Here is a 19,921-nt window from a genome sequence, read left to right as displayed (position 1 = left end):
CGTAGAAAATCTTAATTTTTGCTGGAGAATGGCATCAAGAAATTATTCGGCTATACCTCATTTCTAGAATGGTGTCAAATACCGTATATTCTCGTAGTCTGGATATTAGCCAAAGCTTTATCGTAGTAGTTGGTATAGCCTTAATTTGTTCTTAAGTTCAGTTGTTGAGTAAGTAAACAAAAAAAAGGATTGCTAGCTTATGAAGACTACTAGCATAATGCAGCGCAATAACGTCAACGTTTTGGGTAGCGGTTCTCAGACGATCGTCTTTGCCCACGGCTTTGGCTCGGATCAGACCGCGTGGCGACATCAGGTAGAAACATTTGCGCCCAATTTTCGCATCGTACTTTTCGATCACGTTGGCGCGGGTAAATCAGATTTTTCTGCCTACAGTCCGCGTCGCTACAGCAGCCTCTACAGTTACGCAGAGGATTTGCTCGATTTGTGTGCTGAGTTAAAGCTAACTAAAAGCATTTTGGTCGGTCATTCTGTTAGCGGTATGGTTAGCCTTCTGGCAGCATTAGTCGAGCCAGATTGCTTCAGCGAGCTGATCTTTCTGGATGCTTCTCCCCGTTATCTCAATGATGTTGGATATTACGGTGGCTTTGAGCAGGATGAATTGGATGCCTTTTACGAAGCCATGTCAGCCAACTATTATGCGTGGGCCAGCGGCTTTGCTCCCATAGCAATGGCTACCGAAGATAAACCCGAGTTGGCAGCAGAGTTTGCCAGAACTCTGGCGGCTACTCGTCCCGATATCGCCCAAGCGGTTGCTAAGGTAATTTATCAGTCGGATCACCGAGATGATTTGTCGCGACTGAAGGTCCCGACTGTAATTCTACAGGCGAGTGATGATATTGCCGTACCACCTCAAGTCGGGGAGTACATGGCAGATAAAATTCCTCAAAGTAAGCTTGTTCGTATCAACGCACGAGGTCACTTACCTCATATAAGTGCGCCTGATGTAGTAACGAGTGCGATCGCTCAATGTCTTGCCGCATAACACAAAATAGTTTGACTTCTCAGTTACCATTTCATCATCCCGATCGACTGCCAACTTTTGAAGCCGTCTCGATCGGTCTTGCTATCTTACTTGTCTTATTGGGTGTAGTGGAGAAATGGAGCCTGCTATGGCTGTTAGCGCCAGGGATATTAACATTCTGCACCCTATTCCCTCTTTCTCCATTGCGAGTCGCACCGTTGCTGGGTTTAGGGGCATTGCTAATCGGAATACTGCACGGTGATGGGTTGCTATTGCGTCCCGCATTTGAAATAGCTATTCTACCATTATTCGGCAGATTAATTCGTCAATTTCTCCAAAATATTGAGTGGCGATTGGCTTCTCAATCCGTGCTGGCTACTCTTTCGGAAATTGATATAACTGCCAAGTACGGTAGCGGGGAAATTCCGGCCCATACAATTATCAGTCAGGTTCTGACTTTACTGCGCGACTATGCTTGTGCGGATGCGGCGATCGTTCTGCGCGAACTCGACGAGGTGACGGCAGAAGTTTTGGTAAGTTTGCCTTCCAGAACTTTACCCGCTCGCTTGACTACGCCAACACTTTTCGCGGAAGCGCTCTCCGAAAATCGCTGTCTTTATTATATAGATTACCCGTCTACTCCCAATGCTTTCCACGTATTGTTAGCCCAAGGAACTAAATCCCTGGCGGTATTGCCACTGCAAGATAAAAGCAGTTTGCGGGGGGCAATTTTGCTCATTTGGTATCGCCAAGCGAATATCTCTTCGCACTTGCAGCAGTTGATGGAGTCGGTACTCGGTCAATTGCGAACTCTATTGAAGTTTAGCGATACTACCTTACGTTTGGATCGATTACAAGCACGCTTCAGCGCCATGTTAGAAACGATTCATCAAGGAGTCGTGTTTGTTGATGAAAGTGGCGAACAAGGTTGGATAAATCAAGCTGCGGCGGCACAACTGGGACTAAATCCAGGCGCTGTAGAACCGAGTGCGATCGCTTCTGCAATGGCAACTTTACGCACAAGCGCCGATAATCAAACAGAAATAGCAGCACAAGCGGCAAAATTTTTCACCAAACCTCAAGCAGAAATTCGGAACTGGAACTGGATTTTCCCACAACCGCAACCAAAAGTCCTCAGTATTGCCAGCACTGCTACGAAAGTGCGGGATGTACCTGGGCGTCTGTGGATATTAGATGATATTACCGATCGTTATTTCGCTCAACAATCGCTAGTCGAACGTTCCCAAGAATTATTTCAGGCGAATCAAGCATTGGAAAAAGCAAAGGCTGCTGCTGAGGTAGCTACTCAAATCAAAAGTCAATTCCTTGCCAACATGAGCCATGAAATTCGCACTCCCATGAATGCCATTATCGGCATGATCGGTTTGTTAGTAAATACAGAACTTTCTGACCAACAGCGAGATTTTGCCGAAACCATCCAAAGCAGTGGAGATAATTTACTTATGCTGATTAACGATATTCTCGATCTGTCTAAAATTGAATCCGGCAATCTGGAGTTAGAAAAAGCTCCTTTTAATCTGCGAATTTGCCTTGAAGAATCTCTCGATATGTTAGCTTTTAAGGCAGCCGAAAAAGGAATTGAATTAGCGTATCTGATCGACCCCGAAACTCCCAATACAATTGTGGGAGATGTCACGCGGTTGCGCCAAATTTTGGTAAATTTGCTCGCCAATGCAGTTAAGTTTACCAAAACAGGAGAAGTAGTAGTTTCGGTAGTAGCTTTAGCATTAACCGATGAGGGTCAACAATCAACAAATAGCGATGAAAAGCAATATTTAATTGAATTTGCTGTCAGAGATACGGGCATCGGTATTTCTGCGGACAGGATCGATCGCTTATTTCAGCCTTTTAGCCAAGTCGATGCCTCGACCACTCGTCAATATGGCGGTACGGGATTGGGATTGGCGATCGGCAAACAGCTCAGCGAAATGATGGGCGGTAGGATGTGGGTAGAAAGTCAAGTGGGTGAAGGTTCCACATTTTATTTCACTATAGTGGCAGCATCAGCTCCCGATATATCGCCGCTTGCCTCTCAAAATCTGCCGCCTCAGCTAGATGGCAAACGCCTTCTGATCGTGGATGATAACTGTGCAAACCGGGAATTATTAACACTGCAAGCAGAATCTTGGCGAATGCTAGCACGTGCGGCTGAGTCTGGATATGAAGCTTTGGAATGGCTGCATCAAGAGGAACCATTTGATATTGCTATTTTGGATATACAAATGCCGGAAATGGATGGTTTAACTCTAGCAACAGAAATCCGCAAGCTGGGTAAATACAAAAAATTACCTTTAGTCGTGTTAACTTCCATAGGCAGACTGTCAGCAAGTCATCATACCTCAGAGATAGATTTCGCAGCTTTCCTAACTAAGCCGATCAAACAATCCCATCTCTATAATGTGTTAAGTCACGTTCTAGGAGAACAGCCGCAACAAATTAAAGCATCCCGCCCTATTTGGCCGCAAATAAATGCCCACTTGGTAGAAGAATTACCTTTGCGAATACTGTTAGTGGAGGATAATCAAGTCAATCAAAAAGTAGCTTTGCATCTGTTACAGTTAATGGGCTATCAGGCAGATGTGGCCAGCAACGGATTGGAAGCGATCGCCGCACTGCGTCGCCAATTTTACGATGTGGTGTTCATGGATATGCAAATGCCAGAAATGGATGGATTGGAAGCTACTCGCTGCATTTGGGAACAATGGCCTATAGGTGAGCGTCCGCGAATTATTGCGATGACAGCAAACGCGATGCAAGGCGATCGCGAAATTTGTATCGCTGCGGGTATGGATGATTACATCAGTAAGCCTGTTCGCCTTGAAGATATTGTCACTGCGTTAAGTAAATGTCAGCCTGCTTCATCAACGGTCAGCAATAAAGAACAACCGACAACTGACACAGGCGAGACGCCTGGGCCACAACAACTGACCCCTGACAAACCAGTCGTCGATGCCAAAGTACTGGCATCTTTCCGCAAAATGATCGGTAAAAATGCCGAAGATATTCTATCCGAATTGATCGATTGCTACCTGGAAGATGGGCCAAAATTATTGGCAGATATCGCTAAGGCCATAGCAGAAGGAAATGCAAGTCAATTGCGCCAAGCAGGTCATACCTTAAAGGCAAGTAGTATGACCTTGGGAGCGACAAATTTATCTAATTATTGCAAAGAGCTAGAAACTATGGGGCGAAATGGGCATACTAAAGAAGGCAAAGAAAAACTACCTCTTCTGGAAGCTGAGTATGAAAGAGTCAAAGTAGCTTTGCAAATAGAACGTCAGCAACACAAGGTATGAATATCTCCACAGACAAAAAAGATGCACCGCTAATTCTGGCGATCGATGATGATAAATTCATGCGGCTTCAGCTTCGCAGGGCGATGGAAGAAATAGGGTATCGAGTCGTAGAAGCTGCTGATGGAGAGGAAGGATTAGCTGCTTACAGGCGCTGGCATCCGGATATAGTGCTGCTGGATGCGGTGATGCCGATGATGGATGGGTTTACCTTGTGCAAACTAATCCGCACGCAAAATATCTGCCAAACGCAATCTCTTTGCAATCCCCCGCCCGTACTGATGATTACGGCGCTGGAAGATCGAGAATCTGTCGATCGAGCTTTTGAAGCGGGTGCAAACGATTATATCACCAAACCCATCCATTGGGCAGTCCTGCGTCAAAGGGTGCGCCGTCTCCTGGAAGCTTGTCGCGCCGAAATCGATCGCGAGCGCTCAGAACAAAAAATTCACGAACAAGCTGCTCTACTGGATATTGCCACTGACGCTATTTTGGTGCAAAATCTGGACAACCAAATTTTATTTTGGAACAAAGGTGCTGAACGTTTGTATGGCTGGACGTCGGCAGAAGCGATCGGTAAAAATGTCAACGAGTTGTTGTACAAACAAATTAAGAGCGAACTGGAAAGCGAGCGGCCAATTTTTGATGAGGCTGGTTCCTGGCAAGGTGAATTGCTTCAAATCACCAAATACGGCAAAGAAATCATCGTGGAAAGTCGGTGGACGCTGGTGCAGTCCGAACAAAAGCAACCTAAATCGATCCTGACAGTTAATACCGATATTACAGAGAAAAAACAATTGGAAGCGCAATTTTTGCGTGCCCAGCGGATGGAGAGTATTGGCACTCTTGCTAGTGGCATCGCTCACGATTTAAACAATGCGCTTGCGCCAATTTTGATGTCTGTGCAACTCCTAGAAACGAAATGCCACGACGAACACAGTCAGCGATTGCTGAAAATTCTGGAAGCCAATACGAAACGCAGCGCCGATTTAGTCAAACAAGTGCTATCTTTTGCGCGAGGGCTGCAAGGCGATCGCACTAATCTTCAAGTAGCGCATTTAATATCCGAAATTGCCAAAATAGTCAAACAAATATTTCCCAAATTTATTGAAATTTATACAGATGTGCCAAGCTCAGAAATTTGGACTGTTTGCGGCGATGCGACGCAGTTACAGCAAGTTTTGATGAATCTCTGCGTCAACGCTCGCGACGCCATGCCCAAAGGCGGAATTTTGAATGTGGTTGCCGAAAATATTTTCATCGATGAAAATTATGCCAGGATGAATATAGAGGCAAAAGTTGGTAAGTATGTGGTAATTACCGTTTCCGATACCGGAACAGGAATTCCACGGGAAATATTGGATCGCATTTTCGAGCCATTCTTTACCACAAAAGAACACGGTAAGGGTACCGGGTTAGGACTCTCAACCGCAGTTGGTATTGTCAAAGGACACGGGGGTTTTATCAATGTCTATAGCGAAGTGGGAAAAGGAACAAAATTTAATGTTTACTTACCAGCAGCATCAACAGATGAAAGCAAGTTCAGCCAAGAGATCTATCGAGAATTACCGAGAGGAAACGGAGAATTAGTTCTGGTAGTTGATGACGAAGATGCCATCCGCGAAATCACCAAAACTTCCCTGGAAAGTTATAATTATCAGGCGATCGGTGCTAGCAATGGGGTCGAAGCGATCGCCTTATATGCGGAACGAAAAACAAATATTAGCGTGGTGTTGGTCGATATGATGATGCCGTTGATGGATGGCCCGACTACTATCCGGACGCTGCAAAAAATTAACCCAAATGTCAAAATTATTGCCATTAGCGGACTGACATCAAACTCTCAGATGACAGAATTAAATCGTCAGAGCGTGCCAACTTTTTTACCAAAACCATTCACTTCCGAGGAATTGTTAAAAAGCTTGCGCTCGGTGATTGCGGCAGACGGTAAAAAAAATTAAGGGTTATGCAGTTTTTCGGATGGCTAGCAGCGCAGCAGGAGAGGAGAATAAAAAAGGTTTGCAGATGAATATTTGCCTAAAAATTGCGAAATAACTAAATTAAGTAATTAGGCTAATTGATTTGTAATTTTATATTTAAGTTGGCGATTAAAATTAGCAAGATGAATATTTTTGTCAACAAGGTGAAAATTACTCGATCGGCACGGGCATACTGAATGTAGATTATATAGTAGTCGTCAATAATGAGTTTGACTCTCGCGTACATAAGGTGATAAGTAAAAATTAGTAAGGCATTTCTCTGCCCCATGCCCCATGCCCCATACCAGATGCCCAAAAAACCGCGTTTTCTATCATAAGTACGGGAGAAGCACCCCAGCCAAATCAAGTATGAATATCTCCGATTCACCGAAACATTCAACCCTCATCCTCGTCATCGACGACGATAGGTTAATGCGAATTCAGCTTCGCCGAGCGATGGAACAAGAAGGTTACCAAGTGGCAGAAGCTGTGGACGGAGAAGAGGGATTAGCAGCCTATACTTGCTTAAAACCGGATATAGTGCTGGTAGATGGTATGATGCCGGTGATGGATGGCTTTACCTGCTGTAAGCTAATCCGTTCCCTTCCCGGAGGCGATCGCATTCCCATCTTGACAATCACGGCGCTGGAAGATGAAGAGTCAGTAGACCGAGCTTTTGAGGCAGGTGCGATCGATTATATTACCAAGCCCATCCATTGGGCGGTACTGCGTCAGCGGGTGCGTCGTTTGCTAGAAGCTTCTCGCGCCGAACAAGAATTGCGACAGCAAACGGAAAGAGAGCGACTGATCGATAAGATAGCGCAGCGCATCCGTCAATCTTTGAACTTGGAGAAAATACTCAATACAACAGTAGCGGAAGTGAGGGAATTTCTGCAAGCCGATCGCGTGCTGATTTATCGCTACGACTGCGACGGTCACGGTAGCATAGTAGTGGAATCGGTAGGCGATCGTTGGATACCAATTTTAGGAAAAAAAATTGCCTATCCGTACTTGGGAAAAAATTATATCCCTGCTTACCAACAAAACCGCATTCAAGCTAAAGCCGATATATACACATTGGGACTCCCTCAATCTTTGCTCGACTTGCTAGCTGGATTTCAAGTCAGGGCTCATTTAGTAGTACCCATTTTGCAAGATAATTCCGAATTCTTAGTTTTGAATTCTCAATTAGAAAATTCCACACAAAATTCCCAATTGTGGGGGCTGTTGATTGCCCATCAGTGTAGCGGCCCACGACATTGGCAGAACTTAGAAATAGACCTGCTCAAGCAATTAGCAACTCAGGTAGCAATTGCCATCCAACAATCAGAATTATATCAACACCTGGCACGGCTCAATACCGACCTAGAGAAACAAGTACAGGAACGTACAGATCTGTTGCAGCAAGCGCTCAATTTGGAAGCAATGCTCAAACGCATTACCGACAAAGTGCGCGATACCCTCGATGAGAGCCACATTTTACAAACAGCAGTGCAAGAATTAGCGCTGGGATTGAAAGCAGATTATTGCTGTACGGCACTATACAATCTCGAAAAAGCTACTTCTAGCATTTGCTCGGAATATGCAATTACATCGCCATCGGATCGCAATTGCGTCCTGCAAATGGCTGATTTTCCTGGCATTTACTCTCAGCTTCTGCAAGGTCAGTATCTGCAATTTTGCGAAATAGCTTCCCACTCGATACCGCAAGTTCAGCATCGCGTTGCTGTGCTGGCTTGTCCGATTTTAGATAATCAAGGCGTGCTGGGGGATTTGTGGTTGTTAAAGCCGAAAGAATATGTGTTTAATGAATTAGAAATTAGATTGGTGCAGCAGGTAGCCAATCAATGCGCGATCGCTATTCGACAAGCTCGACTTTACCAAGCAGCACAAGCTCAAGTCGAAGAACTAGAAAAACTCAGCCGCCTCAAAGACGACTTCCTCAATACCGTCTCCCACGAATTAAAAACACCAGTATCCAACATGAAGATGGCAATTCAAATGTTGGAAGTTACGATGAATCAGGAATGCGGATTCGATCCGGAACTAGAAAATACCCATAAAAATAATACAGCCGCTCGTTACTTTCATCTTTTGAATGATGAGTGCGAGCGAGAAATTAATTTAATCAACGATTTACTGGAATTGCAGCAACTCAACGCCGGAACTCTCCTGCTTGACAGAAGAATAATTCATTTACAAGACTGGATTCCTCATGTTGTCGAACCCTTTGAACATCTCATCCACAACCAGCAACAAATTTTAGAAATTGACATCCCTCGGCAACTGCCTCCCCTGGCTTCCGATCCATTCAGTCTCAAGCGTATCCTCACAGAATTGCTCAACAATGCTTGTAAGTACACCCCAGCCAAGGGAAAAATTACAGTAGGCGTTCGCATTAACTCGGACAAGATTCAGTTAAGGGTGAGCAATTCTGGCATCGAAATTCCACGTCACGAAATGCACCGCATTTTTGATAAATTCTACCGCATTCCCAGCAATGACCCCTGGAAACATGGCGGCACGGGACTGGGACTGGCACTTGTAGATAAACTGGTAAGTTATTTGGGAGGCTCGATCCAAGTTGAAAGCGAATCGAGACATACGACCTTCTTAGTTGAATTACCAATAATGTATGAAGGGAAATAATCGCTTTTCCTTTATCGGTTGAGCTTGAGTTTTCCTCCTTATAGCTGAGGCGATCGCTAGCTGCGATCGACTATTCTTGTGACTGTTGCACAACAGCGGCAATCGTGCGTGCGCCTAACTCAGTTAATTGTGCGTCTGTTCCTGGAGAGCGATCGCAACTCCATCTCAAAATTCTCTGTTCAAATTACAAAACTGTCATTCAAACGCGATGCCAACAGTCATCGATGAATGAGTTTAATAGAAATGCGATCTTACTGGAGATAGATAAGATGAAAAATAACTCTCATCAAATGAGTCGATTTCTCAATCGAAGACAGGTACTCGCTCTATTTAGAGCAGGCGCAGCTGCAATGGTTGCGATCTCGATACCGAGAAAATCTATCTCCATGCAGTCGCGATCGAGTCAACCCGCCGAAGGATTATCTATGGCAAATTCCGCAACATCGCCCAAGTGTATTGTCAAACCGCAACAAACCGAAGGGCCATATTTTGTAGACGAAAAGCTCAATCGTTCCGATATCCGATCCGATCCCTCAGATGGTTCGGTGAAACCAGGCGTACCGCTTCAACTGACAATTCGCGTTTCTCAAGTTAGCGGTACTAGCTGCGTACCACTTGCAGGTGCGATGGTAGATATTTGGCAATGTGACGCGCAGGGCATCTATTCCGACGTGGTAGATCCGAGTTACAATACCACAGGCAAAAAGTTCCTGCGCGGGTATCAAGTGACAAACGCAAATGGAACCGTTCAATTCGCAACCATTTATCCCGGTTGGTATCCCAGCAGAACAGTCCACATTCACTTCAAAATACGCACTCCTGCAACATCAGCGCAGAGTCACGAGTTTACCTCACAGCTGTATTTTGATGACGCGCTCACCGATCGAATATTGAAACAAGCACCATACGCCGGCAAGGGAGAGCGCACCGACAAGAACGCAAAAGACGAGATTTTCGTAGAAGGTGGAGAGCAATTATTGCTCGCACTCACCAAAACCGGTCAAGGTTACGCAGCAACTTTCGATATTGGGCTGCAAACAAGCCAAAATTGAGATATAGCAACAGTGAAGGCGGTTAACTCAGATCTTGCACCATTCTCAACAAGACCTGAGAAACCGGGTTTCTTCACGAAAAATATAGGTTTTCAAGTTTAGCTATTTGCAAGAAACCCGGTTTCTATGCCAGGTGCAAGATCTAAGTTAAGGCATCTTAATTCCTGAAACCCTCGCTCCTAATCCCTTCTTCCCCTAGCCCCTAGCCCCTAGCCCCTAGCCCCTAGCCCCTAGCTATGTCAAATTCGCTTTCGGCATCGACGGAAGGACTGGCGATCGTAGACAAAGCGCGTCAGCGTCGCGGTTGGACGAAAACCAGTACGGCTCGTTGGTGGCAAGACGCTCATACCTCTAGAGCTACTTTACGCCGATTTTGGCAGGGCGATCGCATTGGGCGAGACATTTTTATCGCCATTTGTCAAGCGGTTGGGATTAGCAATTGGGAGGCGATCGCCGATTCTCCCGATTTCAACTTTGAACCTATTTCAGACATAAATACACCCGATATAGATTGGAACGAAGCACCGGATGTCGAAAGTTTTTACGGACGCGATCGCGAATTAGAACAGCTAGAGCAGTGGATTATAACAAATCGCGGCAAGTTAATCGCAATTGTTGGCATTGCCGGCATTGGCAAAACAGCATTAGCGCTTGCTTTAGCAGACCGCATTCAGTCAAAATTCGCTCGTTGCATTTGGCGATCGCTTCAGTCTTCTCCATCTCCGATATCCCTGCTGGACAGCATTTTGAATGCGATCGCTCCCAGTGTCGTTGGCGATCTTCAACAAGGTATAGCGCAACTTCTACACCACCTGCAACAACGTCCCTATCTGCTGATCCTCGATGGGTTGTCAGCAGTTTTGTCCAAGCAAGAATACGCGGCTGAATATAATCAATTATTAGATAAATTAAGTCGCGATCGCCATCAAAGCTGCATTCTCATTACCAGTTGCGAACAACCGAAATCGATCGCAATTAATACAAAAACAGTTCGCTGTTTGAATCTACAAGGTTTGCCAAAAACAGATGCTGTCGAACTATTGCGATCGAGAGGATTTACAGGCAAAGAACTCGGCTTATCTGCCTTAATTAAACTGTATCGCGGCAACCCCTTAGCCATTAAACTTGTCACACCGTTAATTCAGTCTGTCTTCGGCGGGAATATCGCCGCATTTCTCAATCAAAACACTTTAGTAATTAGCGAGCGTCTGCAAACAATCCTCAAACAGCAATTCGAGCAACTTTCGGACTTAGAGCGAGAAATTCTTTATTGGTTGGCGATTTGGCAAGAGCCAGTTTCTTTCTGCCGATTGCCAACCCATTTTCTCATCTCAGTCGATCCAGCAGCAGTTTTGGCAGCAATGGCAAATTTAGACAGGCGATCGTTACTGGAAAAATGGTTTAATGCAGAGGAATCCTCCTTTACCTTGCAACCGCTGGTAATGAAAATAGTCACGGATGAGTTGGTCGAACGCGCTGCACTAGAAATCGATCGCGCTGTGCGGAACAACGATATTCGTCATTTTAAGATATTGCGAACCCATTGGTTAGTGCGACCCGGTACCGATGACATTGCAGGCGATCGCATTTTAAACCAACTGCGCGAAAGATTGTGGCGCGTGCATGGGGCGACTCTTCCAGAAAACCTCCGCCAAATCTTGTTGCTTCTGAGCGATCGATCTCCTTTGGCGATCGGTTACATCGGTTGTAATATCATGGCACTTTTGCTTTAAATGATTAAATTTGGGATTATTCTTTGGCAGCAAAAGTGGTATTGCACTACTAAGGTTCAATTTGTTGCCATGCTGGAAACCGGAACAGCTATATTGTTTCTGCTGATTGCGGCTCTGTCCCTACTTCCAGAGCATTTACCAGGCTAGCAGTGCGATCGCCCATAACCAAAAGATTAGCAGCTAATTGAGAGATATTACTTAACCTAGAAACGAGGCAGGCTAGGCGGTCGGGTGCATTAGGGTTGTTATGCGGCGGATGCTCATACCTCATATCTTTTCCCCGGTCAAAGCACCAAAACGTATAGCGGACAAGGGTTATGCCCTTTTTGGACATTTAGAGGTTACAATGGAAACTAGGAAGCCTGTGGCTGTGGAAATCGGAAACCATGCAAATTCAGCAAATATCTGTCGATGGTTTATTTGGAATTTTTAACCATATAATTCCATTAAATATGGATGAGAGAATCACAATTATTCATGGCCCTAATGGGTTTGGAAAAACAGCAATGCTGAGAATGTTAAATGGATTCTTCAACTCTCGATACTCAGTATTTCGGACTATCCCATTTGTCAAATTCCGAGTTGAATTCGATACTGGTAGTAGAGTTGAAGTAGTAAAAAATTCTGATAACCCGGAAAAACCGAAGACAATAGAACATATAAGTTTCGATTTTTACGAATCTGGTTATGAGAAAGTTTCTTTTGCGTTAAAAACGACCAAAAGCCCTCAAAATATTGATTTTCAAGTAGATATTTTAGATGACATAATACCTGAAATTCGTCGGGTAGGAGCTAATTTTTGGCGACATATTTACACTGGTGAAACTCTTTCTTTAAACGAAGTCATAGATCGATTTGAAGATGTTTTGCCCTCGAAAGTAAAACTACGAGAAGAGCCTGAATGGCTAGAGAAATTGAAAAATGATATTCATGTTCGCCTAATAGAATCACAGCGTTTATTAAACTTTGTTCCCAGTCGTTCTACAAGGCTATATTCTGGGACACCTTCAATGTTACCAACTGTCTCTGCCTACTCTGAGGAAATTGCACAACTCATTCAATCTAAGCTTGCTGAGTATGGTACAACATCTCAATCTCTTGATAGGACGTTTCCTGCAAGAGTAGTACAACAACAGCCAGCCACTGAGTTAACAGATGAACAACTTCGTTCTCAACTAAATGAACTTGAAAAGACACGCTCTCGTCTTATAGAGGTAGGTTTGTTAGATAAAGATGATAACTCGGATTTTCAAATTCAGCCACAAGCTATAGATGGAAGCACTAAGAAGATATTGTCCGTGTATGTTGGAGATGTAGAAAAGAAGCTTGGTGTCTTCAGCGAAATTGCAAGCAAGATTGACCTTTTAAGGAGGATTGTCAATAGTAAGTTTGCTTATTCTTACAAAGAGATGAATTTCAACAAGGAAAAAGGATTTATCTTTAAAACACTTTATCATCCTTCTCCCTCTAATAGAGACACTCTTTCTCCAACAGACTTGTCATCTGGTGAACAGCATGAGTTGGTTCTTCTCTATGAACTACTGTTTAAGGTTCAGCCTAATTCTCTAGTTTTGATTGATGAACCTGAATTATCACTTCATGTGGGATGGCAAGTTCAGTTTCTGAAGGATTTGCAAGAAATCATAAAGCTTGCAGATTTAGATGTTTTAATGGCTACGCACTCTCCAGACATCATTCAAGACCGCTGGGATTTGACTGTGGAACTGAAGGGATCGGAAAAATGAGGGAACACCTTTCAGTTGCTCGTGATGCTAACGCAATTCGACTACGACGTGAGACATTTTCTGGAACTTTTTTATTAGTTGAAGGTAGCTCAGATAAAACTTTCTATGAACGTTTTGTTGACCAATCAGAGTGTCAATTAATTTGTTATCCAGGCAGAAAACCATCCAGCAAACTTTGGGCGATCGAAGTAATGAATATTTTAGAAAAAGAAAAATTTCAGGGAATTTTTGCTATTGTTGATGCAGATTTCGATCATCTAGAAGTTCCTTTGCATAGTAGTCCTAATCTTTTTCGGACAGACACCCACGATCTGGAAACTATGCTGCTCAATTCACCTGCCCTTGACAAAGTGATTGCTGAGTTTGGGTCGGAGGAGAAAACAGCTAGGTTTGGTCAAGATATTAGAACAGCACTGCTTGAAAATGGAATGCCGATTGGTTATCTTCGTTGGGTTTCTCAAATTGATGGGTTAAATTTAGCTTTTGAGGGAATCAAGTTTAGTAGCTTCATCAACGAACCAACCCTAAAAATTGACCAATTAAAACTCATTCAAGAGGTAAAAAATAAATCGCAAGCCTTTGCTTTAGACAGCGAGTATTTACAACAACGGCTAATGATACAAAAAAGTAGTGACCACGATCCTTGGCAGATCTGTTGTGGTCACGACTTAGTAGAAATATTGTCTCTTGGCTTACGTAAGGCAATTGGCTCTGCTAAAACTTCTGATGTTGAGCCGAACAGTCTTGAGCGTAATTTACGGCTTGCTTATGAGGTAACTTATTTTTGCAAGACGCAGATTTACTTGTCTGTTCACTCATGGGAAGCCAACAATCAGCCATTTAAAGTTTTTCGGAATGACCTATAGTTCCGCATCACGATGGCACTTACCTGACTCAATATACCGCTTCAATATTGCCATTATCGCCCTACCCAACCTACAAATAGATTAGTTAAAGTTATCACGCCTTATAGGGGAGAGCCCATTTTTCCCCGTCGGCTGTCACCCTACTTAACAGGACTACGCAAGCAAGCGCTTTTGCCACTGGATGTAGAGTCAATTCATGAATTGACTCTACATCTGTAGTGGATGAGGCGATAAAATGCGTAAGTCCTACTTAACTTGAGTGTGCGCGGATGTAAACAAGCGGAAATAAAGGGACTGGAAAAACTCCTTAATCGGAAAGGCAATATAAGTAATGGGATTAATCGTAACAATAATGTTCCGAAAATCCCGCTTTGCCAGAGCTACGATCGCCCAAGAGACCCATCGGGCAGACATGACACCATACGGATTTAGCTGACTCTTAAATGGCCCTAGTATCAACTTGCGGATAATGCAGGGAGCATCGAGGCGACGCAGAGTAATCAAGTCTCCCAGAGTTCTTTTTGACAATTCGTACAACGGACTTAAAGCCGGATTCACTTCTGCTTCGGAGGTGTTAAACCAGAGTTCTTTGATAGCTTTGTGGTCTGATTCTGTAACGGTACTCAGAAATAATTCTGCTAACTTCAGCGCGGAAAAAGTGTTGATTTCATAAGACTTTTGGATGGCTTCCGGGGAGCGATCGCCGTACACATTTACGCCGTGGTTAACGATCAAAATATCGACGTTTTTCAGACGGGTCATCAAGTCTGTCTCAGCCCCTAACTGCCAGTGCAAAACTTCAATTCCCGGCTTAAACTGTGCGTCTTTGGTAGTAGTTAAGGCGACTACCTTAGCTCCTTGGAGCGACAATTCCTCAATCAACGCCTGTCCCAGAGTGCCGGAGGCTCCGGTAATTGCCACCACTTTTCCCTTGAGAGATAAACTCGTTCCCAATACCTTGTCTACTACGGTAAAGTAACCGCAAAAGTAGGCATTGCCTTGATCGAAATGGTGTCGCCAATGATAAGTACGATTCACAGTCCATCGCGACGGAATTTCTACCAAATCCCCAGGTTTATGGGTTAAATCGGTCTGGAGGAGAAGCCCTTGGGAACGAGCGATCGCAGGAATCAGGAACATCAGAGAATAGAGACAGCCGAGCCACATTCCATAGTTCTGAGCCAGTCCTGCGACTAGCGCCGTTGACCCCACCATGACGAGGGCTTCGGGCACATCGTTGTACCACTGCGCTTTCTTGTACATTTCTAAGCTCGTCATGCTCAAATCGCGACGATAAGCTTTGTGGTGCAGGGTATGGTAGCTCTGTAATGGTTTCCAGTAATGCCCTGCGAGGTGGTAGACATCCCGCACCAGTTCCGCAAAGATGACAGAGACGAGTCCCAGGAGTAATTGGATGAATATTTGACTGTATACCAGTTTGAAGTCCATATAGCAGTTTGAAACCTAGCCAGTTTACGATCGTATTTCCATCAATTATCGCTAAATGTAACGTAATGTATAGCAAGTAGTGGTGTATCTCTAATAAATTGCGAATCTTCAAAGCGATCGCGATCGCGGATGGTAAGCGAAAAAATAACCCAACATGACCAAACAGAGACGGACAAGCCGATATAAATGCACGCAGCTACTTTGGAGCATTTTGCTCGTGCTGGCAATTTGGAATTTGCCGCAATGCGCTCTGGCAGATGTCAGCCAACAGGACTTCAATGCGATTATTCGCACGCGGGAGATGGCTGTGCAAGCGCTCAATTCTCGCGATTTTTCCAAAATTGAGCCTTACTTACATCCAACTTTCACGATTACAACGGTCGATAACCGCGTTTTCCATAAGGTGCAGGATTTTGAGAAGTACTGGAATCAACAGTTTTCCAGTTCGATCGAAAAAATCGCAATGGAAGTTAAGGTGGACGATCCCAGAAGGTTCCTTTCGCCGGAGACGGCGATTTCTTACGGAGATGCGATCGCAACTTTTTCTTTCCGGGATGGCAATCAGGCTACGATGGCGATGCGGTGGACAGCAGTCCTGCAAAAGTTTCAGAGCAAATGGACGATCCAATCGCTGCATTTTTCTGCCAACTTACTGGATAATCCGGTACTGAACGGTACACAGCGCATAGGTCGCGTTATTGCGATCGCAGCAGGCGTAGGCGGCTTCCTGTTGGGGTCAATTGCAATGCTGCTGTGGCGTCGGTGGCGCAAACAACCAACCGAAAAGGATAGCCAGTAAAGTGGGAACAAGTATCGATCGGTCAAATAATGATGTTCGCGTCGATCGCGATCGTCGTCTCAAGGCAACTCTGGTAGTTTTACTTGTCTGGGGTATCGTGAGTTTGCTGCACTGGCAACCGCAGACGCAGTGGTTTATGGTGGGATTAACCGCAGTTTTGGCAGTTCAAACGGTACGGATGCTGATGGCAAAACCGATCGCTGTGGCGATCGAGGACAATACTGATTTGCCTAAAGTTTCGATTTTGGTTCCCGCCAAAAATGAAAGTGCAGTTTTAGCCGATTTAGTTCATAGCTTATTCCAACTCAACTATGCGATCGATTTCCTAGATATTTGGATTATTGATGATGGCAGTACCGATGAAACCCCCCAGATTTTGAACAAATTACAAACTCAATTTCCCACATTACAGGTGCATCGACGATCATCGAAAGGCAGTAAAGCAGGGGCGCTAAATGCCGTTTTTCCCTCTACCCAAGGAGAGATTGTGCTAATCTGCGATGCCGATGCTCTCGTTCCTGCTAATTTTCTGCGGCAAACAGTACCCTTGTTTCAGGATAGGGCGATCGGTGCAGTGCAAGTACGAAAAAATATTTCTAAAGCCGATACTAATTTCTTAACTCGTTGTCAGCAAATGGAAATGAGTTGTGATTGTTTTCTACAAATCCATCGCATTGCCGTTGCCGGAATGTCTGAGCTACGGGGTAATGGAATGTTAGTGCGTCGGGAACTACTAGAAAAGTGTAACGGTTGGAATGAGGACACGGGCACAGAGGATCTCGATCTTACCTTTAAACTTTACCTAGTAGACGCTGAACTTGCCTTTGTCACGAATCCAGCCATTCAGGAAGAAGGTGTAACTACTTGGAGAAATCTTTGGCATCAACATTGCCGTTGGGCAGAAGGTGGCTATCAGCGTTATCTGGATTACTTCCCCCAAATCCTGACACTAGGTTGGGCGAAAGAAATTGATTTACTATTGTTTTATCTGTTGCAATTTCTGCTCCCAATCGGGCTTATTCCTGACTTACTATGGACAATATTTTATAGCCATCATCCGATTTTATTGCCACTGCAAACACTACTCAGTATCATTCTGACAGTTGGTTTTATCGCTGGAGTTTACCAATTTCAAGATTTGCGAGGATGGTCTTTGCTTTGGGCAACCATTCAAGGCTCTCTCTACATGGTGCATTGGATTCCAGTGATGATTGTGGTAACTTTAAGGATGTGTGTGAAAGGGAGGCGCGAGCAGTGGATAAAAACCGAACATTATGGTCGAACTGGTTAAGTGCCCTATAGTTCATAATTACGTAGTTAGTTCTTTAAGTAATAAACGTTTGCACCAAAAAATACCCGAATTCAAGTATAGTGGTATGATGAAATGTTCAGGTGTAGCCATGACCGAGGAGAACGAACCTTTAAAAGCCTTGGGTGCGGTCAAAGATTATCTAACCTCATTAGATCGTATCCCACTGTTTTTACAGGGTGACACTTATGCGCTTTTAAAACTGTTTCCTTCTGATAGCATTGATTGTGTAATAACATCTCCGCCTTATTGGGGTCAAAGAGCTTACATTAATGGAGGAATTGGGCTTGAGGGTAAATGGGAAGACTATATTAATACTTTGCTTGCAATTTTTTCCGAACTTAAACGCATTCTTAAACCTACAGGCTCTTTTTGGCTAAATATCGGAGATGCGTATCAGCGTAAATCTCTGATTGGTATACCTTGGCGAGTTGCACTTGCAATGACCGATAGACAGGGTTGGCTTCTTCGCAATAATGTTATTTGGAATAAAGTAAAAGGCTCACCCGACAATGCGAAAGACAAGCTGCGAAACATATATGAACCTGTCTTCCATTTTGTCAAAACAAATCGCTACTTTTATGATGTTGATGCAATCCGCTCAAAGCCGAGACAAGCCAAAATTGTGAATGGTTCCGTAGTTTCTGCGACGGGTGTTTCTGGTATACGCTATCGCCGACAAATTGAGTTATCTACAGCACTTAACGATTCAGAACGTACCAATGCACTAAAAGCTCTTAATGAAGTATTAGAAGAAGTCCGCGTCGGTAAAATCTCTGATTTTCGCATGATTATTCGCGGTCAGCAACGAACCACACATTCTGATTCGGCAAGAGTTTCTGGACGAGCGCGTGAACTCGCCGAACGCGGTTTCTACTTTCTCAGATACCACCCTAACGGCAGTAAACCCGGTGATGTTTGGGACATTATTCCGGAGGATACTCAAAAGCGAACACTCCACTTTGCACCTTACCCAGAGGATCTGTGTAAAATTCCAATTCTGGCAACCTGTCCAAAAGATGGCGTTGTCCTAGATCCATTTATGGGTACAGGTACAACAAACCTTGTTGCATTTCAACTAGAACGTAGATCGATTGGAATTGATATCTCAGATGAATACATTGCTGTTGCTCGTGAAAGGTGTGGGCTGCTTCTATGACTAAAGTTACTGAATTATATGGACATTCTACTAACCAATCACTTTCTTTGAGTGACATTGTATCTGGTCAAACCTGTCCATTTTTAGCTCGCAAATGCCTCAAAAATCGGAAAAGTGAGCCTGATATTACTATTGGCACCTGCACCGTCTCTTATGGGAGAGAATCGCGAAACATCATCATTTGCCCCTTTCGACTTCTTGAACGCAGCCAAATCTTTATCGATTGTCTTCATTTATTGACACTACATCAACCCGGTAATGAACTTCGGATTGTTCCTGAAATTTCAGTGCCTGGAGGTAGCATTGATTACTGCCTTGCATCTGTACGTTTGGGAAAAGTTATTGATTTTATTGGCATAGAATTGCAAACGCTCGACACCACTGGTACAGTCTGGCCCGAACGACAACGCTTTCTTCAAAATCATGGTTTGCCCGTAAGAGATGTAGATGTTGCATCGACAAAAGGCTTTGGTATGAACTGGAAAATGACTGCGAAGACAATCTTGATGCAACTCCACCATAAAATTCACACATTTGAACATCTCAGTAAACATCTTGTTCTAGTAGTTCAAGATTGCCTTATTGATTACATGAAACGGGAATTCTCCTTTGAGCATATTCAAGCTCCGCGTCTCGGAGACCCCATGCACTTTCACTCTTATGAACTACTTTCCGAAACTTCAGGCTACCGCATTCAACTCACTGAACGGTGGAGTACCGACGCAAATGGAATTGCACAGTGTCTTGGTTTACAAACCAGCCCAAGAGTGGAACTTGAGGCAATGTTGAGACAAATTGAGGAAAAACTACCACAAAGTACTTTGTTGTCTGTGGGACAACCCTTACCAGTTTCTACACATGAGGATGTTGCTGATGATAGCTAAA

Annotated in this window: 14 protein-coding genes; 12 read left to right on the top strand and 2 right to left on the bottom strand. The window is 44.2% G+C overall.

Annotation, left to right across the window (positions count from 1 at the left end):
- Positions 1-199 precede the first annotated feature (199 nt).
- From ACE1CD_RS06950 to ACE1CD_RS06925, 6 genes are all read left to right on the top strand, one after another.
- A complete protein-coding gene (locus ACE1CD_RS06950) occupies positions 200-1,003 on the top strand; it encodes an alpha/beta fold hydrolase (RefSeq protein ID WP_374795351.1) in 804 nt (267 codons plus the stop codon).
- Positions 988-4,299, top strand: coding sequence for a response regulator (locus ACE1CD_RS06945; protein ID WP_374822686.1), 3,312 nt, complete (start codon positions 988-990; stop codon positions 4,297-4,299). Before ACE1CD_RS06950 ends, ACE1CD_RS06945 begins: the two co-directional genes overlap by 16 nt.
- The gene (locus ACE1CD_RS06940; protein WP_374822683.1) at positions 4,296-6,257 is read left to right on the top strand and encodes a response regulator; all 1,962 of its coding nucleotides are present in this window, start codon (positions 4,296-4,298) and stop codon (positions 6,255-6,257) included. Before ACE1CD_RS06945 ends, ACE1CD_RS06940 begins: the two co-directional genes overlap by 4 nt.
- A gap of 387 nt (positions 6,258-6,644) precedes the next feature.
- A complete protein-coding gene (locus tag ACE1CD_RS06935; protein ID WP_374822680.1) occupies positions 6,645-8,924 on the top strand; it encodes a GAF domain-containing protein in 2,280 nt (759 codons plus the stop codon).
- Between the two features lie 269 nt (positions 8,925-9,193).
- Positions 9,194-9,976: an intradiol ring-cleavage dioxygenase gene (locus ACE1CD_RS06930; protein ID WP_374822677.1), complete on the top strand. Its 783-nt coding sequence runs from the start codon at positions 9,194-9,196 to the stop codon at positions 9,974-9,976.
- A gap of 236 nt (positions 9,977-10,212) precedes the next feature.
- A complete protein-coding gene (locus ACE1CD_RS06925) occupies positions 10,213-11,709 on the top strand; it encodes an ATP-binding protein (protein ID WP_374822674.1) in 1,497 nt (498 codons plus the stop codon).
- Between the two features lie 88 nt (positions 11,710-11,797).
- Here the strand turns inward: ACE1CD_RS06925 and ACE1CD_RS06920 are convergent, their stop codons facing one another.
- Complete coding sequence (locus ACE1CD_RS06920) at positions 11,798-11,980, bottom strand: hypothetical protein (RefSeq protein WP_374795357.1); 183 nt, start codon at positions 11,978-11,980, stop codon at positions 11,798-11,800.
- 115 nt (positions 11,981-12,095) lie between these two features.
- Here ACE1CD_RS06920 and ACE1CD_RS06915 point away from each other — a divergent pair, with 115 nt between their 5' ends.
- Positions 12,096-13,454, top strand: a complete 1,359-nt coding sequence (locus ACE1CD_RS06915; RefSeq protein WP_374795358.1) for an AAA family ATPase — start codon at positions 12,096-12,098, stop codon at positions 13,452-13,454.
- Positions 13,451-14,320: a DUF4435 domain-containing protein gene (locus ACE1CD_RS06910; protein ID WP_374795359.1), complete on the top strand. Its 870-nt coding sequence runs from the start codon at positions 13,451-13,453 to the stop codon at positions 14,318-14,320. Before ACE1CD_RS06915 ends, ACE1CD_RS06910 begins: the two co-directional genes overlap by 4 nt.
- Positions 14,321-14,566: 246 nt before the next feature.
- On the opposite strand, the gene ACE1CD_RS06905 is transcribed toward ACE1CD_RS06910, so the two are convergent.
- A complete protein-coding gene (locus tag ACE1CD_RS06905) occupies positions 14,567-15,769 on the bottom strand; it encodes a bifunctional sterol desaturase/short chain dehydrogenase (RefSeq protein ID WP_374822671.1) in 1,203 nt (400 codons plus the stop codon).
- A gap of 154 nt (positions 15,770-15,923) precedes the next feature.
- Between ACE1CD_RS06905 and ACE1CD_RS06900 the strand changes: the two genes are divergently transcribed.
- The 4 genes from ACE1CD_RS06900 to ACE1CD_RS06885 all read left to right on the top strand — a co-directional run bounded on the left by ACE1CD_RS06900 (position 15,924) and on the right by ACE1CD_RS06885 (position 19,920).
- Positions 15,924-16,568 (top strand): YybH family protein, encoded by a 645-nt coding sequence (locus ACE1CD_RS06900; RefSeq protein WP_374822668.1) that lies wholly within the window; start codon positions 15,924-15,926, stop codon positions 16,566-16,568.
- A gap of 1 nt (position 16,569) precedes the next feature.
- A complete protein-coding gene (locus ACE1CD_RS06895; RefSeq protein ID WP_374795362.1) occupies positions 16,570-17,859 on the top strand; it encodes a glycosyltransferase in 1,290 nt (429 codons plus the stop codon).
- Between the two features lie 109 nt (positions 17,860-17,968).
- Positions 17,969-19,036: a DNA-methyltransferase gene (locus ACE1CD_RS06890; protein ID WP_374795363.1), complete on the top strand. Its 1,068-nt coding sequence runs from the start codon at positions 17,969-17,971 to the stop codon at positions 19,034-19,036.
- A complete protein-coding gene (locus tag ACE1CD_RS06885) occupies positions 19,033-19,920 on the top strand; it encodes a hypothetical protein (protein WP_374822665.1) in 888 nt (295 codons plus the stop codon). Before ACE1CD_RS06890 ends, ACE1CD_RS06885 begins: the two co-directional genes overlap by 4 nt.
- The last annotated feature ends 1 nt before the right edge of the window (position 19,921 follow it).

Origin of the sequence: Aerosakkonema sp. BLCC-F183, assembly GCF_041929145.1 — a bacterium.
In the GTDB taxonomy this organism is placed as follows: Bacteria; Cyanobacteriota; Cyanobacteriia; order Cyanobacteriales; family Aerosakkonemataceae; genus Aerosakkonema.
The sequence above is the reverse complement of the archived record's forward strand: the minus strand, read 5'-3'. Positions and strand labels throughout refer to the sequence as shown.